We start from the raw sequence: 22,567 nt of genomic DNA, 5'->3' as shown, positions 1-22,567 counted from the left end.
CCTTAACGGGTTAACTGCAATCACGATGGGCGAAACCAATCGTCTCGCCCCTCGTCTAAAACGGGAAAAACAAGGGCACTGTCAGTAGAACTATGGCCCCATAGGTCAGGCTCACGGGCACGCCTACCTTAACAAAATCCATCAGGCGATAGCGACCGGCGTTATACACCATGAGGTTGGTCTGATAACCATAGGGGCTGATGAAGCTGCCGCTGGCGGCGAAGGCAACCGTCATCACGAAGGGTAAGAAGTCCACCCCGAAGCCCAGTGCTATGCTGTAGGCGATAGGGAACATCAGCGCCGCCGCCGCGTTATTGGTGATGAGCTCTGTCATCAGCCAGGTGGCGAGATAGACCAGCAATAACGCCAGCATCAGGTGTTCTTTCTCCGCAGTCCCCTCTACCCAGCTAGCCACCAGCTCGGCCACACCGCTGTTGACCAGTGCGTGGGAGAGCAAGATGGCCGAGGCCACCACCAACCAGATATCCACCGGGAAGCGGCGCACCACCTCGTTGACGTTGAGGCACTGGGTAAAAATCAACACGCCCAGCAGCAGCAACATCCCCTGGAGCATCTCCACTACACCTGTGGCGGCGAGCACCAGTGTCAGCACGAAGCCACCGATAGAGATCCAGGCCTTCTTACCGTTGTTACGGGTCTCGGGCTCGACGCCACTGATCACGATAAAGTTCTTGCTAATGTTGTGGCGGGTAAGGAAGTCCTTACCGACCGCCAGCACTAAGAAGTCGCCCGCCTTAATCTGCACCTCACCGAGCTTACCCGAGATCTCTTCGCCGTCACGGCGAATGGCCACGGCGGCGGCGTCAAACAGGGCTCGAAAGCCTGCCTTCTTCATAGTCTTACCCACCAGCACGCTTTCTTGCTTTACCACCACTTCGGTGAGGTTGCTGTCGAGCAGGCCATTTTTTTCGGCAAACATCTCAAGACCAGAGAACTGACTAAGCTGCATCACCTTGGCGATGTCGCCGCTGAAGATCAGCCTGTCATCCTGCAGCAGCACCTCGGTGGGGGTCACAGGGCTGATGAGGCGTCCATTACGCACCACCTCGACCAGGAAGAGGGATTCGAGATGCCTGAGGCCGTTGTCTTCCACCGAGCGGCCAATCAGCTCAGAACCTGCCACCACCTTGGCATCGATGAAGTAGCCCTTGGAGCAGGTCTCCTGGTGAGCGATATCCGGCAGCCATCTGGAGGCGATACGCAGCACCAGACCACAGCCCAGCACCAACAAAGCGCCGATGGCGGTGAAAGAGAAGAAAGAGAGCGACTGGTTTGAGGCGTCAATCACCATACTGTTGACGATAAGGTTGGTCGAGGTGCCCACCAGTGTCAGGGTACCGCCCAGTATCGCCGCGTAAGAGAGTGGTAGTAATAACTTACTCGCCACATGGTGCGGGTTATTGCGAATAGGCGACAACAGGGTCGCCACCACGGCGGTATTATTAAGCAGGGCCGAACTCAGCGCCGTCATGCCGTACAGGCGTAGCCAGGTGGTACGGTAACCGCTGACGATCACCTTGGCAGCGATGACCCGCAGTAGCCGGGTCTTCTCCAGCGCAAAGGAGCAAAGAATTAGCAGTACCAAGGTCACCAAGCCAGGATTAGACATGCTGGAGAGCAGTTGCTCCTTGGTGACCAGATTAAACGCCACCAGCACCAACAAGGTCACGCCAAACACCAGCGCCGGCCGGTTTTGGAAACGCACCAACCCCACGATAGTCGCGAGGAAGATGGCGATGGTGAGATAAGCGTTAAATGTCATAGTTTGCTTTCTTAAGCCTCAGGCTAACGCTTCTAAGTCGGTGTTCGCCATCAAAACGATATTAAACACCTTACTTAGCGCTAGCCCTTGGCCTCAACTGTCCATAACAGATATCAGCGACTAATGTCTGTCACTAATATCTGCCACTAAATTATAGGTAATTAGGCCTTGGAAATATCCTTCACACCCCAGTGCGGGAAATGCTTACGCACTAAGGCGTTCATCTCCAGCTCGAAGGCCGAGATCTCACGTTGCTTGCCCTTGCCAGCATCGATCGCCTTGCGGATCATGCCCGCGCCCACAGTCACATTGGTGAGCCTGTCGATGATGATGAAGGCGCCGGTTGCACGGTTATCTTCATAGGCGTCAAACTGCACTGGCTCGGTAACCGAGAAGTGACAGTTGCCCATCTCGTTCAGTGCCAGTTGCTGGGCGCTGTGCTGGGTCAGATGGTTGATATCCACCTTATAGTTGATGGCATCGACATAACCGTATACCGCCTTGCTGCCAAGCTTAAGCGCATACTCTCGGTCGACACACAGGGGCTCTTCGGTCATCCACACCACGTCGGCTTCGAAATGAGTGGTCGAGTTCGGCTTATCGTGGGGGCGCACCAACATGTCGCCGCGGCTGACGTCTATCTCATCGGTGAGCGTTAAGGTCACCGCCTGCCCTGCCACAGCTTTTTCGAGCTCGCCGTCGAAGGTCACGATAGATTTGATGCGGCTCTCTTTGCCCGATGGCAAGGCGGCGATGGTGTCACCGACACGGATCTCGCCCGATGCCACTGTGCCACAGAAGCCCCTGAAGTCGAGGTTTGGACGATTAACGTATTGCACCTGAAAGCGGAACGATTCGCTCCTGTCCTGCTCGACAGAAACTGTGTTGAGCAGCTTGATCAGCGTCGAGCCTGGATACCAGGTCATGTTCTCGCTCTCGTTCACCACGTTGTCGCCCTTGAGCGCCGAGATCGGCACGAAGCGCACGTCGGTAAAGGCAAGTTCTTTTGCAAACTCGCGATACGCCTTCTTGATCCCCTGATAGATCCCTTGGTCGTAGCCGACCGCATCCATCTTGTTGATGGCGATGATCACATGCTTAATGCCAAGCTGTGAGCAGATGTAGCTGTGACGACGTGTCTGTACCTGCACCCCATGACGGGCGTCGATCAGGATAATCGCCAGATCGGATGTCGACGCACCCGTGGCCATGTTGCGGGTGTACTGCTCGTGGCCCGGCGTGTCGGCGATGATAAATTTACGCTGCTCGGTGGCGAAATAGCGGTAGGCCACATCGATAGTGATCCCTTGCTCGCGCTCCGACTGCAAACCATCGACCAGCAGCGCCAAGTCAAAGGCCTGATCTGTGGTGTTAAAACGCTTGGAATCTTTCTCGATAGCCGCCATCTGATCTTCGAAGATCATCTTGCTATCGAACAGCAAGCGGCCGATCAGGGTCGATTTACCGTCATCCACGCTGCCACAGGTCAAGATACGCAACATATCCTTGTTTTCGTGAAGCTTTAGGTAACCTTCGATGTCGGTCTGCAATAATGTGTTTTCAGTCGTCATGGTATTTCTCGTAATCGTTATCTGCTGCGTACCTGGCCAATGGGCCGTCAATGCAATGCCTTAAGTTAGAAGTAACCTTCCATCTTCTTCTTTTCCATCGAGCCGGCGGAGTCGTTATCGATCACCCGTCCTTGACGCTCTGAGGTAGTACACAGCAGCATCTCCTGAATAATTTCCGGCAAAGTTGTCGCCTGAGATTCAACGGCGCCGGTGAGCGGATAACAGCCTAGGGTTCTAAAACGCACCATCTTCTGCTCAACGGTTTCACCTGGCTCCAGCTCCATACGATCATCGTCGACCATGATTAAGGTACCATCGCGCTTCACCACCGGGCGCGGCTCGGCAAGATACAGCGATGGGATCTCAATATTTTCCAAATAGATATACTGCCAGATATCCAGCTCGGTCCAGTTAGATAGCGGGAATACACGGATACTCTCGCCCTTATCGACCTTACCATTGTAGATATTCCACAGCTCGGGGCGCTGATTCTTAGGATCCCAGCGATGCTTGCTGTCGCGGAACGAATAGACACGCTCCTTGGCGCGGGACTTCTCCTCGTCGCGGCGGGCGCCACCGAAGGCGGCATCGAAACCATGCATGTCCAGCGCCTGCTTAAGGCCCTCTGTCTTCATGATATCCGTATGTTTGGCACTGCCATGGGTAAAGGGCGAGATGTTCATCTCCAGGCCACGGGGGTTCTTATGCACGATGAGATCGAAACCATACTGCTTGGCCATGCGATCGCGAAACGCGATCATCTCCCTGAACTTCCAGTTGGTATCGACATGCAGTAAAGGAAACGGAATTTTGCCAGGATAAAATGCCTTACGCGCCAAATGCAGCAACACCGAGGAGTCTTTGCCTACAGAATAGAGCATCACGGGATTCTCAAACTCTGCGGCAACTTCACGCATGATCTGAATCGATTCTGCCTCGAGTTGTTTAAGGTGGGTTTGCTGTGTCGACATATGGCTTTCCGTTTTATTCCAATGTTATCAATTTGCTATTAACCGATACGCCAACCTACTTTACATTTCATTCAACATAAAATCTAAGCATGGTTAACCAAAACCGGCCTAAACAGGATAATACCAGCACGGAGTCGTTTTAGAAGTTATAAATATTAATTTATTTATACCAAAAAGAAATAACAAGTAATCGAAGAGAAGATGGAATAGAAGTCGAGATGCTTGGAGATTGGAAATTAAGAAATGGGGTCGAGGGTCGAGGGTCGAGGGTCGAGGGTCGAGGGTCGAGGGTCGAGGGTCAAAGGTCAAAGGTCAAAGGTCAAAGGTCAAAGGTCAAAGGTCAAAGGTCAAAGGTCAAAGGTCAAAGGTCAAAGGTCAAAGGTCAAAGGTCAAAGGTCAAAGGTCAAAGGTCAAAGGTCAAAGGTCAAAGGTCAAAGGTCAAAGGTCAAAGGTCAAAGGTCAAAGGTCAAAGGTCAAAGGTCAAAGGTCAAAGGTCAAAGGTCAAAGGTCAAAGGTCAAAGGTCAAAGGTCAAAGGTCAAAGGTCAAAGGTCAAAGGTCAAAGGTCAAAGGTCAAAGGTCAAAGGTCAAGGGTCAAGGGTCAAGGGTCGGCAGCCTCACTTAAACATGAGCAATCGTTCAACTGCTGTTTTACTCATTCGAGACTTTTCCTCATGATTGAAACATCGCCCCTTAAACAATGCTCGCATACTCATCCAACCCTTTATGGCCCCTTGACGTTAAGAACTCCAGCAGGGCTTTGGGACTATGGTTTAGAATTCGCTCAACCGGGAATTCAACCTCTTGAATCAACTCAATCGCTTTGTCAAAGCCACCTAAGCTGAAGGCAACATGGGAGTCTGACCCCAAGACCAAATAGCCTCCGGCCTCTTTTACTGCATGGGCAATTGCCGTGCAGTTTTTCAAGCTACCTTGTCGCGAGGTCAAAAATGAGGAGTTATTTATCTCAAGGGCAACATTGTGAGCCGCCGCCGCTTCGGCAACACGTTGGATATCGATGGGATAAGCAGGATTACCAGGATGACTGATGATATCGACATTGCCACTTTCAATGCAATTGACGAGAGCCTTAGTATAAGCAGCTTGAGTCGATGGCGGAAAAACAGGCTCATGAAACCCCGCTAGCACGATATCTAACTCATCGAGATAACTACCAAAGAAATCAATATCACCATTTTCATTCTTGATATTAGCTTCAATGCCTCGGAGCACACCGATACCATCGACAATTCGAGGCAACACACGCATGTTAACGAAATGCCAAAAATGAGGCGCATCAGCCATATCGGGCCCATGATCAGTAATGGCAAACAGCTTGATGCCCTTCTCTTTTGCCACAGCCAGATAATCATGAACCGTGCTATAGGCATGTGTCGAAGCTATAGTATGTGCATGTACATCAACAAGAAACTTCATCGGCGATTCCGTTAGTAAGTGACCTGGTAAGAGAAGAAGTTAAGCTGTGTTTCTAGTCTACTTATTTATACCGCATTTTCCATAATACAGCTCGCAATTTGAGCCGATTTGACGGCTCCATTCATAGCTCATTACCTGAACAACCTAATATCTAACAATCAACTCTTTCGCACTTCTTGTCATGTAGCAAGCTTTGTCACACGGCGCTTATCAAAGACATCAAATAGCGCCCATAACTATTGTTCAGCATAGGCTGGGCAAGGCGAAGGATATCCTCACTAGTTAACCAGCCATTACGCCAAGCTATCTCTTCAAGACAAGCCACTTTTAGCCCCTGTACAGTTTCTATGGTTTGCACAAAAGATGAAGCCTGCTGCAGACTGTCGAAGGTACCGGTATCGAGCCAAGCGAAACCACGTCCCAATAATTCGACTTTTAGTTCACCGCGCTTTAAATAGGATTGATTAATTTCAGTAATTTCAAGCTCCCCACGTTCTGAGGGCTTTAATCCTTTAGCGATGTCGATGACTTGATTATCATAAAAATAGAGTCCGGTTACCGCCCAATTAGATTTGGGGGAAGCTGGTTTTTCATTGATTGCCAAGGCGTTGAAATCATCATCAAACTCCACCACGCCAAATCTTTCTGCTTGATCGACCTGATAGGCAAAGATAGTCGCTCCTACCGAATCTGCCTTGCTGAGATCAGCTACAGTCTGTTTCAGCGTGAGACTGAAACCCTGCCCATAAAACACATTATCTCCCAGCACTAAACACACGCTATCGGTACCAATAAACTCCTCTGCAATGATAAAAGCCTGTGCTATCCCTTCAGGCTTTAGTTGTACTTGATAGGAAAGCGAAATACCAAAATCACTGCCATCGCCCAATAAACGCTGAAACAACATCTGTTCATCAGGAGTCGTGATGATCAAAATATCACGGACACCCGCCAGCATAAGAACAGAGAGCGGATAATAGATCATTGGCTTGTCATACACCGGCAATAGCTGTTTAGATACGCCTCGTGTGATGGGATACAACCGCGTGCCAGTGCCACCGGCTAATAAAATACCTTTCAAAGTACGCTCTCTTCAATAAGCTCTAATACTCCATTTACCACGCTAATACAGACCAACAGCCGTGTAAAAAATGAGTTTAAAATAAAAATGCCACTACCTTAAAGGATAGTGGCATCAATAGGTCTAAAACTAGTAAAAATTAAACTTTAAACACCTGCGGTAGATACAGCCTGTGCAATCGCTTCTGCTTGCTGTTGACTCATTTCAACATCGGTGGACTCGACCATAACGCGAATTAATGGCTCCGTGCCCGATTTACGTAATAGCACGCGACCATTCTCGGCCAAAATTTCTTCTGACTCTGCAACAGCTCGTTTAACACTTTGAGACTCGATGATTTGATCGGCATTGTTTTGTGTCAAACGAACATTAATTAACACCTGTGGCAGTTTTTTCATACCCGATGCAACTTCAGCCAAACTGGTTTGTGCTTTCAAAACGGCTTGCAACACTAATAACGAAGCGACAATCCCGTCACCCGTTGAAGCATGGTTAAGATCTAAAATATGACCAGAACCTTCACCACCGAGCTTCCAGCCCGTTTCTTTAAGTTGCTCAACCACGTAGCGGTCACCCACTTTTGCTCGAACAAATGGAATATCTAACGCCTTTAACGCGAGCTCAAGACCCAGGTTTGACATCAAAGTGCCAACGACACCGCCTTCAAAGGAACCACTGGCTTTGCCGGCACTCGCTAGAATAAACAGGATTTGGTCACCATCGACAACATGGCCGTTATGGTCAACGAACATAACCCTATCAGCGTCACCATCTAGCGCGATCCCTAAATCAGCCTCATGCACCATCACTGCAGTTTGCAAACTGTCGAGACTGGTCGCGCCACAATGTTCATTAATATTTAAACCATCAGGCTTGTCATTGATGCTGATAACTTCTGCGCCGAGTTCACGATATACGTTAGGCGCAATGTGATAAGCTGCGCCATTAGCACTATCAACAACAATTTTAAGTCCAGACAGGCTGAGATCGTTCGCAAAAACGCCCTTGCAGAACTCGATGTAACGACCTGCGGCATCATTAATCCTGCGAACCTTACCTAACTCGGCAGAAGGTACACACTGCATAGCAGTGTGGTTAAGTGCTTGCTCTAGTAAAGCTTCGATTTCAAGCTCTTGCTTATCATTGAGCTTGGTACCCGAATTTGAGAAGAATTTAATGCCGTTGTCGTAGTACGGATTATGAGAGGCGCTAATTACAACACCCGCATCTGCTCGAAACGTTGAGGTTAGGTAGGCTACTGCGGGTGTCGGCATTGGGCCAACTAAAGCCACATCAATTCCTGCGGCAGACAAACCTGCTTCCATAGCGGTTTCTAACATATAGCCACTGATACGAGTATCCTTGCCTATTAATACTTCTTTAGTACCTGATGAAGCTAAAACAGTGCCGGCAGCCCAACCTAGCTTCATAGCAAAGTCAGGGGTAATAGGAAACTCACCGACTTTGCCGCGTACGCCGTCGGTTCCAAAATATTTACGGGACATATAAAAACCTTATACAACAAAAAAGCCAATCAATAAATTGGCTTTTTGACATTCACAAAGATATTAGGAAACTAAAGGGACGACCTTGTTGTCCTCAACTTTACTGGCATCTTGTTCATGATTTTTTTGTAACCAGACTAAATCACAAATACCGTCAGTTGGACTAAACCCTGTAGGAGTAGAAAGAAGAATATCTCTTATCACTTCATGCTGGAATTCATGACAAGCTTTATCTAAACGCGCCAAGATCGCATCAAGCTCAGCCCAATTTAAAAAAGCCTCATTGGCCGTCATGATGCGCTCATGCTCAGTACCAGTCACATCGTCGCCAATCAGTAACTCTTCATAGAGCTTTTCACCTGGACGCAAACCTGAAAACTCAATGGCTATATCACCGTCAGGATGATTATCATCTTTGACTTCAAAACCACTCAGACGAATCATCTTAGTGGCCAAATCAACGATCTTCACTGACTTGCCCATATCTAATACAAAGACATCCCCGCCTTTGCCCATAGCGCCAGCTTGAATCACCAACTGAGAAGCTTCAGGTATGGTCATAAAGAAACGGGTAATTTCTGGATGCGTTACTGTAACAGGGCCACCATTTGCTATCTGCTTTCTAAATAGCGGCACAACAGACCCGGAAGAACCCAAAACATTACCAAATCGAACCATACAAAAACGAGTAGCACTTCCTTTATCCGCTAATGCCTGCAGGACTAACTCAGCCATACGCTTGGTTGTCCCCATCACATTCGTTGGCCTAACAGCCTTATCAGTACTTACTAACACAAATGTTTCGACATTTGCCGCAATAGCGGCACGAGCTGTATACAAAGTACCGAACACATTATTACGCACACCTTCTACAACGTTATGCTCGACTAAAGGTACATGCTTATAAGCTGCAGCGTGATAAACAGTTTGCACCTCAAAAGCTTCCATCACAGCCTGAACACGATTCTCTCGCTGTACAGACCCCATCATTGGGTAAATCTTCACATCAAGAGATAACTCTTTTGCCATGGCATTTAGTTCTCGCTCAATGGAATAGAGACCAAACTCAGACAATTCAAACAGCACCAATTTCTTAGGTGACTGCTTTAAGATCTGCCGGCATAACTCAGAACCGATTGACCCACCGGCTCCGGTCACCATCACCACTTTGTTACGAATATTAGCTGCCAACAGATCAGCTCTAGGCGTCACACAATCGCGACCGAGCAAATCATCAATTTCAACTTCTTTAATGTCGCTATAAAGCTTATTGCCACTGACCAGGTCAGCCATAGCTGGTAAGGTCAGCACTTGTACAGCCAGCGTTTCTAACTGCTCCAAAATCGCTTGACGACGTGACCGCGACGCACTTGGAATAGCGAGTAAGATTTTGGTCGCCGCTTTTTGCTTGATTAACTTGCGAATTATAGAGGGAGAATGAACATGAACCCCTTGGATAACTGTACCGTGAAGCGTTTCATCGTCATCAACAAACGCAAACGGATAATATTCATGGCTTTGTACTAGTGCAGTTAACAACTGTCTGCCACTGACACCTGCACCATAAATAATGACGGGTTCCCCGACACGCTTCATGCCAGAGCCCACCATAGAGCGAACAATTGCCCTGGTGCCACCGATAAACACTAATGAAAATGCAGCATAAATTATTGGTACGGTTCGCGGCAGTTGCGCATCAACATAAAAGGCAAAAAGCACCAACATGATGGTTGAGAGCATCACACCGAAGCCGATCGCCGTAAGGGCTTGCAACCCCATGTAGCGCAATACAGCACGATATAACCCAAGCTTTGCAAACCCCACTAAGCTCAAAGGAACGACGATAAAAAGTAGTAGCCAATATTGAGAATTGGCCAGCACAGCAATGTCATCTATGCGCACGAGCAATGCGGCCCAAAACGCAAAACTGAGAAATAATGCGTCAATGATGAGGCTAACAACACGCTTATGTGTGCGTTTCAAACCAAACAAGCTTTGCAAAAAATCCATTTTTCGCTCCAAAAAATTTAAATTCATAATGAACTACATCTTAAAGTACGGGACTCAACCACAATACAATCGCTAAGGCACTCATGTTATCACATCAATGGCCTATAGGGATCACCATCGAAGCTTGTTACGAGAGGATCTAGACTCAAAAGGGTAACGACAAACTACCTTTTGGACAACACGATACCGAAGCTATAGTTCTGGCCATAGTTTGGGTACCAAATTTAAAAACACCCCATAAGACACGGAATCAAGCTTTCATGTCAAACTGAGACGATTTGCATCAGCAACATTGTAACTAAACCAACACAATACAGTGTCTCTACCATTAGATAACACTATTTTACCGCATCACCGCTACCACTACCTGTTACTGTCATCAATATATACTTGAAATAGTTTTTGATATTTAAGGTATCGATCATCTGCTTGTCTGTTTCAGCTAATAACTTAGGTGTAGACATATCAATGTTTTGCACTTGGGCTAAGCCCGTTATTCCAGGTAAAACTTCATACACACCAAGGGCATCCCGATCTTTAATTAACTCTTCTTGATTAAACAAGTTTGGACGTGGTCCAACTAAACTCATTTCTCCTTTAACCACATTAATCAACTGTGGCAACTCATCAATTTTTGTCTTGCGCAGAAAGGCCCCAAGCTTAGTGATTGAAGCATTGCTAGCCAGATGGCTAGCTACTGATTTTGTTTCAACAGACATAGTACGGAACTTAATCAATTTAAATGGTTTTTTATTACGACCTACACGAGTTTGAACAAAAATTGGAGAACCAGTATCGAACATGCCAATTATAGTTACGATCAGTAATACAGGCCAAAGCAACAGCAAGCCAAAGAAGGCGGCAAAGAAATCAATTAGACGAATCATGTAAATACTCTACTTTTTATTAAGGAGAAAAGCTTCCGCAGTCTCTTTGAAACCGTCTTCAAGCGTCTGTGGAGGAACCCAATCTAACGTATCTTTAGTATGTGATATATCAACCTGTAAAGACCCTACAAGCCTATTTACTATATCTAATCTATTAAATAATTTACCAAATATTTTGTAACACCAAACAGGGATGGGTAATTGCCAAGATTTTTTCGTCATTGCATCGGCAATTTTTTTCACCATTGATGATGTTGATATATCGTTATCATCAGACACAAGAAAAACTTGATTAGATGCTTTAGGATGATCTATACAAGTAACGATTAAATCTACTAAATTAACGATCGACACTAAACTACGTCTGTTATTTACTACACATCCTAAAGGTAGAGGCAACCCTTTATAAACAAGTTCCATTAAGGAATGAAAATTACCTTTTACTCCTGGCCCATACACTAGACTAGGACGAATGATGACGATTTCCATACTGGTCTTATTGCCAAGCTCCATTAACTGAATTTCAGCTTCAGACTTAGAAACACCATAATAGTCGGAAGGATTGCGAATATCTGTTGCTTTAAACGGATAATTAATCTTAGTGAGTTCACCGTTAACTTTAATGCTACTGATAAAAATAAATCTTTTTACACCAGACTTCGCAGCTGCTTTTGCCAACTCAATAGTAGCAATGGTATTAACAATACGAAAGTCACTCAAAGGATCCGCAGATTTATCGCTCATAACATGAACCCTAGCTGCACAATGAATTACCACCTCTATTCCTTCAAAAAAATCCTCACTGAAATCTGGTCGAGTCAAATCACTAGTGATATATTTTCCTGAATAATTCGGCACAGGTTTTCGAGACAGAACCACTGCACTGTTTCCTAAAACACTAAGTATATGAGAACCAATAAAACCAGTTGCACCAGTCACCAAAATCATTAATCACTCTCTTTCTCTAATAATAACGTCCGAAATTTTGAATTGTAAACGTACTTAACTACTCTTGTTGGGAGAAATCTAAACAAAAACCGTAACACAGGATATACATATCCTTTTCTCTGCCATTGAGCGACAGCCCAAAATACCCGAAGTTCATTGTATGCTTTTTTAGTAGTTCTTCTTGAATAAGCATCATCCATTCTAACATCGACTAAAACTTTATTTACGTTGGCTCCAATAGCCCCCCCCTTAAGACTCATTAACCAATACGCTATATCCTCATTTAAAGGGAACTCTACTGGATAGTCTCCAAATTTTGAAAAAAAATCCCCCCTAAAGCAAATAGTAACGTGAGCAAAAGGTGATGACGTTAAGAAAGTAGGAACTATTCGAGCCATATTTTCAGGATACTGTCTAGTTGTAACGGCATTAGATTTATCCTTGATAAACTCACTAATAGAACCACCACAAAAATCAACTTGACCGTTAGAATCCATGAAATTTATTTGCTCAATAACCCGATTAGGTCGACATAAATCATCTGAGTCCATTCTAAATATATACGCTTCGTCTTCTAGCGAATCTATCAGCTTATTCAACCCCTTAGCTAATCCTACATTTTTTTTACTGCGCAACAATTTGTATATCGGATATTGCTTGATAACACTTTCTATATCTTCACCAACGTCCCCATCTACATGCAGATATACTTTTAAGCCTGTACACTTTGGTAATTTCTGAGAATAGATAGAATCTAAAGACTCCCGGAGAAATACGGAGTTATCTCCATTGTAAACACATACGATAAAAGCCACGTTACGATTAAATGACACTGTTTGAATTCCTTCGTAAAAAAACTCTATTAGATTGTTCTTTATTTCTAACTAAAAATCCTAACACAAGACAAAAATAAAAGCATACCCCAACAGAGTACCCATAGATTGCGGGTGAAAACAGACCTACAACTATAAAACCACACAGACTAGAAAAAATCACCCGTTCATGCGCCAGCAAGGACGATAACGAAACAAACAAAAGGAGAGTAAAAAGTACGAGACCAAAAACACCAAGCTCTACTAATATTTGAATAAAAAAGCTTTCCGCCGAACCAAATAACAAGACATAGTCAAATAACATTTGCGAGCCTCTAGAAAAAACACCAATTCCTCGACCAAACAGAGCCTCAGGAAATTCGACTCCATATAAAAATGAATCACGCCAAATAACATACGCTGAGTATTTTTCTGGTTCAGAAATGAATTCAAAAATCTGTATAACTCTGCCAAGACTATCCCTAAAAAAGGCTACAAACGAGAGGAAAACCATTAAAATTAACCCGCCTTTGAATAGAGACTTAAAACTAAAGTAATTAGCAACAACAAAAACCACAACAAACACAAAGAAAGCTTTGCTAACTGTAAGAACTCCAGACATAAGTATGATCAACCTGGACGCCAATATAAAAGAATTCCCACTAGAATATCTGAAGGTTAACGCAAACGAAAATGCCAAATACAATGAAAGCGATTGAGGAGACGCAATAAAGGATATGGCGCGTCGAGAAACATTCTCATTCATCAACACTTCACCATTAGCATAGATATCATTAGTAATAAGACCAAACAAATTTTCGGAATAAAAAAACTGTACAAATGAAAAAATAGAATTTATCACCCCAACAAAAATAAACAAACTTACACAACAATTAACAAGTTCTTTGCTATAACCTTTCCTAAACAAAAAAAACCAGAAACAAGGAATGGTCGCTAAATTAGAAAAACCAATTATCGCTGACGGATAAGAACCGAATTCAGAAAAAATTGGAAAGAACAACATCAGAAACAACAAATAAAAAATATAAACCAAAAATAATATCTGATTTACCTGCATCTTACTGTTTTTTAGTACGCTCAGAAAATAAAAGGCAGTGAAAATAAAGAGGCCAAGAATAGGTAACCATGATGCTGATGTTCCCAAAACAGTTCCCAACGTATTCCTAAATAGCAACCCACAAACAATAAGCAACATAATCTTTGTATATTGGTTCTGCAAGGTAACTTTATTCATTTCCGAAAATCACTTCTAACATCAAAATAATCTCGCATAGCCCCCTTACTCACAAAAATTCCATTCAAATATTTTGCTGAAAAACATCTTAAACCACATCTGGCTTTATAAAGTGACGTTTTGAAATTAAAATCGTTCAAAAAATTATAACCCAACAACTCGCTGTTATTTACATCATTAACTGACAACAACCATTTAAAGATATTATCTATATATTTAAATTCAGCACTTACTGAACTACCCTTCGCAACAAATAGTTCCACAAACTGCTCAACCGATGAAATATTATTAACCTGATCATTCCAACCAATATTCAGCCAAACCGGTCTTTTTATTGGTGTAAATAAGAAAGCAGGTATACCCATTTGATGACAATCCCAAACTGTCGTGCTCCAAGAACTTCCAACAATATCAGATACTGCCATCCATTCTTTTACAGTATATGACTTTGTTATTTTCAAGTTTGAAGGTATAGAAACGTTAAGCTTTTTAAAAACATCTATATATTGCTCGATAGAAATAGATGGATGAGGGCGAATAACAATTTGTGCATTATTATAAGTTTTTGATAACGAAGATACAAAACTGACGAACTCCACTAGACATTGATAAGAATAATCTCTATATTCCCACGCAACACTGCAATCGTAACCCTGTTTAATCTTCCCCCTAATAACAGTATCTGTTGAAAATGCCCAACCATAATTCATTGGGAAGAATATGATACTAGCATTAGGTTGCAAGCCCAATTTTAGCTTTGCAGAAACAATATCTTCTTTAGTGGATGCCATAGCTTTATATAATAGCTCAACATTTGGATTACCTATCACTGTAACTTTATCAGAGCTCACTCCTGATTCTTCAAGGAAAACTTTAAATTCATCATCCCAAGCTAAATGATGAACTCTATTTTTAACAATATCGCACTTTGGGGACTTGAATTTTTTGTTGGATGCGCTAAGTAATTGTTCCCAATTTAAAGAAACAAACTTTGTTCGCGAAAAACGTGCTCCATGAAAAATACATAGGGGATATCTAGAAGAGTCAATTGCATATGGAAAAACTAAAACTCGAGGAGAATAACGATTTATTAAATGCAGATGAAATTCAATAGATAAAACTTTACAACTAAATCCTTTATCATTGAGCATAGATGTCAATAGCCTAACTAACTGCCCTTCCCTATCTTCATGCTCGATCAAAAATAAATAATCAATAACTTCAGTCACAGTATCTCTACCTTACCCGCTGCTAATAGAAACTCTAGATAATCTAAATCTTCTTTCATATCAATATTTACGAATCTATCTTGAATATACGGTTTGGTTTCATTCGAAAAAAGAGAGTGATTATTAAGCAAATTTTCCTTACTAGACACATATATTGCACCTGTAAGTTCATAAACAGAAGGAAGGCTCTGTCTAGCCGTCTCAGAGCTGCAACCATCTATATATGAAACCAACTTTCCATCAACAATCTTTTTCATTTTAAATGGATGAGGGTCCTCCACTTTGGCTATAGATACGACTGACTGACGACTTTCAATAGCCATGGTGACGCAGTCATCTATTTGATGTGAAGTTCTTATTGGTGAAGTTGGTTGAAGCAAAACGACATGCGTTACATTTACAAGGTCTGGGTGGCCCAACATAAATTCTAATACGTCAACCGTAGACACATCATCTCCGGATAATGTATCCGGTCTAATCCCTAAACTGAACGCACCTGCCGACATAGCTATTTTAAGATACTCTAGAGAATCAGTAGAGACATACACCTTATCGATACATTTGCTGTCCAAACCGACTTTTATCGCATGTTCGAGAAGTGTTTTACCTCCAACACATGCTATATTTTTATTTGGAAATCCCTTGGAACCAGATCTCGCTGGTATAACGGCTATTATCATTAAAATCTTCCTAATATGTAATAGGCTTAAGCAAATTTGGCTTAAGGTCTTTAATTAATGCCGCAATTCTTTTGCCTGCGTCTCCTTTGCCAAATATATTACTTGGGTTATATTTACCATGTTCTATTTGTAAAGTAATTTTTTCGTGAATATCGTTATCTTCATAATTAGCAAAGAGAACATTTTCTCCGTGCTCTCGTTGATTCTGTCGATCCCCAACTACAACAGCTGGTACACCTAGAAAACTCCCCTCTCTTAAAAAGGATGAAGAGTTTCCGACTACACAAACAGCATTACTTAACACTCTAATAAAATCTTCAGCAGAAAAGTTTTTATAAAAATGGAAATTTCTATTCATATTTCTTTCTCTGAAAACTCGAATCCCCTTAGAAACATCTTCACCACCTGCATCTGAGTTCGGCCAAAGCACTATCTTTTGAATCGAATCAAATTTTAATAGAGCCTTAAGAGTCTCGTTGACTTCAGAAAAACCCGAGCCGTAGCTAGTTGTAACAGGATGTTGAATCATCAAAATATATGGTTTAGTCCAATCAACCAAAGAACCTACTCCACCATACTTGCTCATAATTGTATTATCAATAGACTTATCAGCATTCTGTATGACATCCATAGCCGGACATCCAAAATTAAATACCGAGTTTTCATTCTCCCCCATACGGATCACTCTATCCCTACTTTTCTCGGTAGATACAAAATGAAAATCAGCTAATTTTGTAATTGCGTGTCTAACTCTATCATCAATATTTCCACTAACCTCTCCACCTTGAACATGAATCAAGGGAATATTCAGATAGGTCGCAGCAATTGCCGTTGCCATAGTCTCATATCGATCAGCTACTGAAACCACAAAATTAGGCTGTAACTGTTCAAATGCTGTTGAGAGTTCTATAATACCCATACCTGTGGACTTAGCTTGAGTAAGTAAATTTTCGCCTTCTAAATTATAGTAAATCTCCCTATCAGGAATAAAACCATCAGCCTTAATAATATTAACAGCTTTGCCATATCTATCTAATAGCAAAGATGCCCCCACTATAAGTTGCAACTCTAATTGTTCATGTTCTTTTATGGCTGTCAATAAATATTTAATCCGACCATAATTTGCACGACTGGCGACAACTACACAGACTTTAGTTTTAATAAAGTTACTCATCAATTAAATCATCCATTGTTAAAAAGCTCCAGCATGGGATATCTCGAGACAAAGTTTTACCAACAACACTTTTATAATCAGAAGCGGGAATTCCCATGTTCCCTGGTTTTTTTGACTCTAAATCAGAAATATTTAATGTCTGGCCGGCTTTCATCTCGCGACAGACAGACAAAGACTTACCAAATATTACTTTCAAGTTTGAATCAACACTTGTAATATTTTTGTCAATAGGATTATCCAACATAGTTTTAATATCACAAACCCCTTTGCACAAAAAAGAAAGTTCATTAATAGTTAAAGAGGAAGTTGAATCAGGCCCAAACATCATTTTATCGAATACAACGTGCACTTCTAATATTTGAGCTCCCCGGGCAACAGCAGCTAGTGAAGGAAAGACCGTTCCAGAGTGGTCTGACAAGCCGACAGCTACATTATAACGATTTTTGAGTTCATCAATTACATTAAGGCCAATATGTTTAGGACTTGTGGGATACATCGTAGTACATTGCAATATCGAGAAACATGAGCCTCTACTTTTTAAAAATTCAATAGTGTCATCTAATTCACTAAAATCACTCATCCCACTCGAAAGAATTATTTGCTTACCTGTGCGACATATAGCATCCAACATTAATTTATTTGTAATTTCGCCTGATCCTATTTTATATCGACTTACTCCGATTTCTTCTAGCAAATTTACGGCCGCAACAGAAAATGGAGAACTTATAAACTCCAAGCCAACGTCGTCACAGTGTTTTTTTATTCCTTTCCAATCATTCAACGAAAATGACATTCGTTTCCAATAATCAAATCTAGAATTATCTTCATATGAGAAATTGACTCTAAATGGTTCTTCACGACTACTTTCAGCCTCAGCAATATGCGTCTGAAATTTGATTGCATTTACTCCTGTAGAAGCAATAGCATCAATATATGAATGTAGTATTCCCAAGCTTCCATCATGCGCCTGACCTACTTCAGCAATTACCAAAACATTATCACTTCCCATATCTACTCCAAGTGGAAATCAATTTATCTTTCAATTTTAGGAAATTAAAAAACACCAAAACAAAAAACAAAGCTACAACAAGAAAATTAACAAAAGCAAAACTTAAAAATGTATCGCTACCGACAATGAAATTTACAACAGCAAATACCGATGAAACAACAAACAACCAAGCAAAGTTAAGTCGAATTTTAATTCTATAGACTTCTTTAGCAAAATAATGCGCTAAGGAAAATGATATAAAGAATGAAAGCAGAACAGCTAACCCAGCACCACTTAAAGCATAAGCTTTAATCAAAAAATAATTAAAAGCCAATGAAAACAAACCAGTAACAATCGTAATTTTCGGAATTACTTTTGTTTTCTTGCCAAAAAACAAGGGAGCAGATGAGAAGCAATAAAGGCCTCTAAAGATATAACTAAAGCAAAGTATAATTAAAAGTTCAAATAAACCTTTATACTCTCCTTCAATGTAGTCATTTACAAAGAGCTCAGCAGCAAATACATATAACAAAACCAATGGAACATAGAGGCTTAACCAAAACGGAATAAGCTTCTCCAAAAAGGCTTTCCCATTATTCTGATTATTAACTGACAACTTATTATAGTAGGGCATTATCACATTATTTATGGAATTAACAAGAGATTTAATTACCTGAGAAAATTTTTCAGCTATAAAAAACACACCTAACAAAGATAACGAAAGGTATTTTTCGATAAAAAATGTTCCTGCGTACATAAAGACAACACCACCTAATGCATGTGCGATCAACGGTACTGAGTATTTAAGCGACTCAATAAGTAAATCACATTTCAATACAAATTTATACTTATCCCTTATGAAATAAAAAGAGACAATAGACATAGTGAAATAATAAATAACTTGAGAGTAAAGAAACCCAATCACACCATATTCACATACGGTTATAAAATAAACCCCTGAAACAACGGAAGCGAACTGACACAGAACACTTCTAGCAAGAATCTTCCCCCCATCTTGCTGATTGATAAGAACTCTTTCCAACGTTAAATTAAGTGAGTTAAATAACAGAATAAATATGGAAACTGCAATAACATCACTATATCCATCACGGCTAAATGCAAGGTTTGCAATATCGTCCTTGAAGAAGTAATATAACAAACAAAATAAAAAGCTAGTCAAAAAACTACCATTAATCACACTTGCTAGGTATTCATTTTGCTCTAGATCTTTATAATCAAAATATAATCTGGATAATGCACTGGGTAGTTGTAAATGACTCCATGTACTAGCTATCATCATGCAAGCCATCGCTATACCAATAATTCCAAAATCTTCAGGTGTTAAATATTGACTGTATAAGGGCAAAACGAGAAAGTTTACAATATATGGAAGAAAACCAACAACAACTAGCCCTATAGCATTTTGATAAGCATTACTCACGAATTATATCTTCTATTCTAGTTAAGCATTTTCCATCAAATGGAGACAGTTGTTTGGAGTCGAGCTCTCTTTGGTGTTTTATAAAATCTGTCGAATAAATATCGGTCAAAGTACTTGACAGGTCACCAAAACTTTTTACCACAGGAAAATTTAATTCATTATAAAAATCCTTATAGTTTAGGTTTATAAAATCGAAAATGACTGCTGGAATATTGCACATTCTTGCCCAAACGATTGTTGATGAATAGGTAGAGACAAACAGATCGGCAACAACAATCACTTCAGATAATTCCTGCTCTAAAACAACAACACCATATTCAGCTTCCAAATAAACATAATTATTTCTGTTCATTTTAGGATGGAGTGAAATCAATATCTCAAAACCCAACCCAATTACACTTTTTATAAGATTATTTATAATGTAAAAGTGTTTTTCTTTATCACACAACCCATGCTCATAATATTGAGGAAGTGCTATTATAGCTATCGCCTCTCCTGCTAGAGAATATCTTTTAGCCAATTCAGTCTTAATATCACCTCTTTTCACATTTGCTTCATAAAGGCAATCATGTGAAACTGTTCCAGTAACTATATATTTTTCTTCCTCGCCACCAAGTGATATTAGCCTGTTCCTTTCTCTTTCACTATCTACCAACATTAAATCACAATGCCCCATTCCTAATACCCAAGGATTTTTAGGAAAGACCCCTATTTCATTAAGAGCCAAATGTTCAAATGGCCTAAAGAACAATTTTCCATTACAGCCTTTACCATGATATTTGTTACTTGATGCTCTTGGATATATATAGCTATAAATACTTTTCCCCCTGAGTTTAATAGATGATTGATAGTCAGCCGAATAAGCAAATGACAAGACATAAATTTTAATAGGATTTAATTTAGACAAATACATTATAGAAGCTTCAATACCAACACTGCGATCCGTTGAAATTAAGCAAGCTTTAATATTTTGCTCTTCTATTATCTTCAATAGCGAAGAGCTAGCATTCAATATATTTCTTATTAATCTATTGCATAGATATCTTCTCAACAGATAAGTCTGAACAAAACATCCAAGCTTGCTGTCATCTAAGAATCTAACAAAAAAAGTTCTAAACCAAGCTTTACTCAGTTTTAAACTACTTTTAACTTCATCCTCTAATGATAAATGCTTGCGATAAACCAACCAGCCTCGCTCTTTAATTTTTAGCACCAATTTCGAGTCGTATTCCAAATAAAAAACAGGCACTAAACAAGAGCTTCTATCAAAAAGTTTTACAAACTCACTTAAAGCAGCATCATTGCTAGGAACAACTAATGTAGTTATACGAGTCACAGTGAAAATCCATCATCTACAATAATATTTTGACCTGTAACATAACGTGACTGCTCTGAAAGCAAAAACAAAACCGAGCCAACCACTTCTTCGACATCCAACATGCCAGCGCCATGCGTTTTCTCTTTATAGGCCAGTAAAAACGCTTCAGGTTGATGGTCAAAAATGCCACCAGGGCTGACACTGTTGATGCGGAAACGGCTGTCATTCAAGTAAGACACCACGTATTTGTTGAGATGTTGGATAGCAGACTTGATCGCTGCGTATTCAACAGGCATCGTCATCAGCGTGTTGTTATAAATCTCGAATTTTGGTGCAACAACACCATAAATCGAGGAGATATTCACCAGAGAAAAAGGCTGTTGCTGCAACTTAAAATAAGCAGCACATTGTTGGGTAAAAAGAAAAGCACTACCTAAATGCAGAGACAAGTTTTCATTAAAGCTCTCTAAACTCACCTCAAAAAAGTGCTTGCCATAGGTTTTATTGCGAGGATAGGTTGAGTTGACCGCGCCATCAATGTGTTGAGCCTGCTGACTAAAAAAAGCTTTGACACTCTGTTCTTTAGTCACATCCAGCTCGCAACAGCTTAGCTTCTTATCTTGTAAGTCAACGCCAAGTGAAGAAAGGCGTTCACACATCTCTTCTACGTGAATATCCGCCGCAATGACCTTAGCACCTTGCTTGAGTAAAGCGGGAACTAAACGGGTCCCCAAAAGACCACCGGCACCAGCAACTAGAATGGTTTTGCTTTCGAGTAATTTTTCCATTAGTGCTCTCCCCCAATAATCGCTTCTGCTAATTTGAAATCATAAATATCGTCGATATCTACTGCTCGCTCTTTAGGTACCTCAATGCTCGTTACTTTGCCGGAAAAAATTCCGTAATGATTCAATACAAAGTAAGGCGTCGTTGCATACACAACCGTGGTAATATCAAACACCGGAGGTGCATCTTGACGGCGAGCCACTTCACCTTGTGGCTTATCGACGAGCTCAACCATCCCAGTTTCGATCTGCTTCACCATATTAAAAAAAGGACTGCGACTAGCTGGTGTCACTGAGATACAGATATCTGCTTCGGTGGTAAATAGTTTGTTGATAGCACCTTCCACATCATCAATACTTCTCAACGGACTGGTGGCAGGTAAACTAATAAATCCATCAAACTCTCCATAGTGTACCTGCACCCATTCAATAGCATGACGCCAAGACAGCCATTCAGGGCTTGTATCACTAGCGAGCTCCGCAGGACGCTCAATCACTATCGCTCCCGATGCACGCGCGACGTCTGCAATTTCAGTATCATCAGTTGAAACAAAAACATGCTCAATCGAGGGGGTAGCCAAAGCCGTATCAATGGAATATAGCAGTAATGGTTTGCCTGCTAGTAATTTGACGTTTTTTCTTGGCAGTCCCTTAGAACCACCTCGGGCAAAAATAAAAGCACAGTTTTTCATTC

The 22,567-nt window shown here is 41.7% G+C and carries 19 protein-coding genes; all 19 read right to left on the bottom strand.

The genetic code is table 11. The features are described from left to right. Positions 1–55 precede the first annotated feature (55 nt). Positions 56–1,783 carry an SLC13 family permease gene (locus K0I31_RS07240; protein ID WP_220080385.1) on the bottom strand — a complete coding sequence of 576 codons (1,728 nt, stop codon included), beginning with the start codon at positions 1,781–1,783 and terminating at the stop codon, positions 56–58. Positions 1,784–1,944: 161 nt separating this feature from the next. After that, positions 1,945–3,354, bottom strand: coding sequence for a sulfate adenylyltransferase subunit CysN (cysN, locus tag K0I31_RS07235; RefSeq protein WP_220080384.1), 1,410 nt, complete (start codon positions 3,352–3,354; stop codon positions 1,945–1,947). Positions 3,355–3,419: 65 nt separating this feature from the next. Beyond that, entirely contained in the window at positions 3,420–4,325 is a 906-nt protein-coding gene (cysD, locus tag K0I31_RS07230; RefSeq protein ID WP_220080383.1) for a sulfate adenylyltransferase subunit CysD, read from the bottom strand. Between the two features lie 691 nt (positions 4,326–5,016). Next, positions 5,017–5,760: a phosphatase gene (locus K0I31_RS07225; RefSeq protein ID WP_220080382.1), complete on the bottom strand. Its 744-nt coding sequence runs from the start codon at positions 5,758–5,760 to the stop codon at positions 5,017–5,019. A gap of 196 nt (positions 5,761–5,956) precedes the next feature. Then, positions 5,957–6,841, bottom strand: coding sequence for a glucose-1-phosphate thymidylyltransferase RfbA (gene rfbA / locus K0I31_RS07220; protein WP_220080381.1), 885 nt, complete (start codon positions 6,839–6,841; stop codon positions 5,957–5,959). Between the two features lie 146 nt (positions 6,842–6,987). Continuing rightward, positions 6,988–8,346, bottom strand: a complete 1,359-nt coding sequence (glmM, locus tag K0I31_RS07215; RefSeq protein WP_220080380.1) for a phosphoglucosamine mutase — start codon at positions 8,344–8,346, stop codon at positions 6,988–6,990. Positions 8,347–8,409: 63 nt separating this feature from the next. Further along, a complete protein-coding gene (locus K0I31_RS07210) occupies positions 8,410–10,356 on the bottom strand; it encodes a nucleoside-diphosphate sugar epimerase/dehydratase (RefSeq protein ID WP_220080791.1) in 1,947 nt (648 codons plus the stop codon). A gap of 338 nt (positions 10,357–10,694) precedes the next feature. Then, entirely contained in the window at positions 10,695–11,243 is a 549-nt protein-coding gene (locus tag K0I31_RS07205) for a sugar transferase (protein WP_220080379.1), read from the bottom strand. Positions 11,244–11,252: 9 nt separating this feature from the next. Continuing rightward, the gene (locus K0I31_RS07200) at positions 11,253–12,191 is read right to left on the bottom strand and encodes a UDP-glucose 4-epimerase family protein (protein ID WP_220080378.1); all 939 of its coding nucleotides are present in this window, start codon (positions 12,189–12,191) and stop codon (positions 11,253–11,255) included. After that, complete coding sequence (locus K0I31_RS07195; protein WP_220080377.1) at positions 12,191–13,024, bottom strand: glycosyltransferase; 834 nt, start codon at positions 13,022–13,024, stop codon at positions 12,191–12,193. The genes K0I31_RS07200 and K0I31_RS07195 overlap by 1 nt, the downstream gene beginning before the upstream one ends. Beyond that, positions 13,014–14,258 carry a hypothetical protein gene (locus K0I31_RS07190; protein ID WP_220080376.1) on the bottom strand — a complete coding sequence of 415 codons (1,245 nt, stop codon included), beginning with the start codon at positions 14,256–14,258 and terminating at the stop codon, positions 13,014–13,016. Before K0I31_RS07190 ends, K0I31_RS07195 begins: the two co-directional genes overlap by 11 nt. Continuing rightward, positions 14,255–15,487 carry a glycosyltransferase family protein gene (locus K0I31_RS07185; RefSeq protein ID WP_220080375.1) on the bottom strand — a complete coding sequence of 411 codons (1,233 nt, stop codon included), beginning with the start codon at positions 15,485–15,487 and terminating at the stop codon, positions 14,255–14,257. Before K0I31_RS07185 ends, K0I31_RS07190 begins: the two co-directional genes overlap by 4 nt. Next, complete coding sequence (locus tag K0I31_RS07180; protein ID WP_220080374.1) at positions 15,484–16,167, bottom strand: acylneuraminate cytidylyltransferase family protein; 684 nt, start codon at positions 16,165–16,167, stop codon at positions 15,484–15,486. The genes K0I31_RS07185 and K0I31_RS07180 overlap by 4 nt, the downstream gene beginning before the upstream one ends. Positions 16,168–16,177: 10 nt before the next feature. Then, positions 16,178–17,341: a UDP-N-acetylglucosamine 2-epimerase gene (neuC, locus tag K0I31_RS07175; RefSeq protein ID WP_220080373.1), complete on the bottom strand. Its 1,164-nt coding sequence runs from the start codon at positions 17,339–17,341 to the stop codon at positions 16,178–16,180. After that, a complete protein-coding gene (locus K0I31_RS07170; protein ID WP_220080372.1) occupies positions 17,334–18,350 on the bottom strand; it encodes an N-acetylneuraminate synthase family protein in 1,017 nt (338 codons plus the stop codon). The genes neuC and K0I31_RS07170 overlap by 8 nt, the downstream gene beginning before the upstream one ends. Further along, positions 18,340–19,770, bottom strand: coding sequence for a lipopolysaccharide biosynthesis protein (locus K0I31_RS07165; protein WP_220080371.1), 1,431 nt, complete (start codon positions 19,768–19,770; stop codon positions 18,340–18,342). Before K0I31_RS07165 ends, K0I31_RS07170 begins: the two co-directional genes overlap by 11 nt. Continuing rightward, positions 19,763–21,106, bottom strand: coding sequence for a polysialyltransferase family glycosyltransferase (locus K0I31_RS07160; RefSeq protein WP_220080370.1), 1,344 nt, complete (start codon positions 21,104–21,106; stop codon positions 19,763–19,765). Before K0I31_RS07160 ends, K0I31_RS07165 begins: the two co-directional genes overlap by 8 nt. Further along, a complete protein-coding gene (locus tag K0I31_RS07155; protein WP_220080369.1) occupies positions 21,103–21,876 on the bottom strand; it encodes an oxidoreductase in 774 nt (257 codons plus the stop codon). Before K0I31_RS07155 ends, K0I31_RS07160 begins: the two co-directional genes overlap by 4 nt. Continuing rightward, positions 21,876–22,565 carry an acylneuraminate cytidylyltransferase family protein gene (locus K0I31_RS07150; RefSeq protein WP_220080368.1) on the bottom strand — a complete coding sequence of 230 codons (690 nt, stop codon included), beginning with the start codon at positions 22,563–22,565 and terminating at the stop codon, positions 21,876–21,878. Before K0I31_RS07150 ends, K0I31_RS07155 begins: the two co-directional genes overlap by 1 nt. Between the last annotated feature and the right edge of the window lie 2 nt (positions 22,566–22,567).

The sequence above is a fragment of the Shewanella spartinae genome (assembly GCF_019457555.1).
Taxonomy (GTDB): domain Bacteria; phylum Pseudomonadota; class Gammaproteobacteria; order Enterobacterales; family Shewanellaceae; genus Shewanella; species Shewanella loihica.
This window is presented reverse-complemented; position numbering and strand designations above follow the sequence as displayed.

Coding starts and splice junctions, on each gene's coding strand:
- neuC (WP_220080373.1), bottom strand. CDS start 17,341: ATGAGTAACTTTATTAAAACTAAAGTCTGTGTAGTTGTCGCCAGTCGT.
- K0I31_RS07155 (WP_220080369.1), bottom strand. CDS start 21,876: ATGGAAAAATTACTCGAAAGCAAAACCATTCTAGTTGCTGGTGCCGGT.
- K0I31_RS07150 (WP_220080368.1), bottom strand. CDS start 22,565: ATGAAAAACTGTGCTTTTATTTTTGCCCGAGGTGGTTCTAAGGGACTG.
- K0I31_RS07200 (WP_220080378.1), bottom strand. CDS start 12,191: ATGATTTTGGTGACTGGTGCAACTGGTTTTATTGGTTCTCATATACTT.
- K0I31_RS07210 (WP_220080791.1), bottom strand. CDS start 10,356: ATGGATTTTTTGCAAAGCTTGTTTGGTTTGAAACGCACACATAAGCGT.
- glmM (WP_220080380.1), bottom strand. CDS start 8,346: ATGTCCCGTAAATATTTTGGAACCGACGGCGTACGCGGCAAAGTCGGT.
- K0I31_RS07205 (WP_220080379.1), bottom strand. CDS start 11,243: ATGATTCGTCTAATTGATTTCTTTGCCGCCTTCTTTGGCTTGCTGTTG.
- K0I31_RS07190 (WP_220080376.1), bottom strand. CDS start 14,258: ATGAATAAAGTTACCTTGCAGAACCAATATACAAAGATTATGTTGCTT.
- K0I31_RS07180 (WP_220080374.1), bottom strand. CDS start 16,167: ATGATAATAGCCGTTATACCAGCGAGATCTGGTTCCAAGGGATTTCCA.
- K0I31_RS07240 (WP_220080385.1), bottom strand. CDS start 1,783: ATGACATTTAACGCTTATCTCACCATCGCCATCTTCCTCGCGACTATC.
- cysN (WP_220080384.1), bottom strand. CDS start 3,354: ATGACGACTGAAAACACATTATTGCAGACCGACATCGAAGGTTACCTA.
- K0I31_RS07225 (WP_220080382.1), bottom strand. CDS start 5,760: ATGAAGTTTCTTGTTGATGTACATGCACATACTATAGCTTCGACACAT.
- K0I31_RS07170 (WP_220080372.1), bottom strand. CDS start 18,350: ATGGGAAGTGATAATGTTTTGGTAATTGCTGAAGTAGGTCAGGCGCAT.
- cysD (WP_220080383.1), bottom strand. CDS start 4,325: ATGTCGACACAGCAAACCCACCTTAAACAACTCGAGGCAGAATCGATT.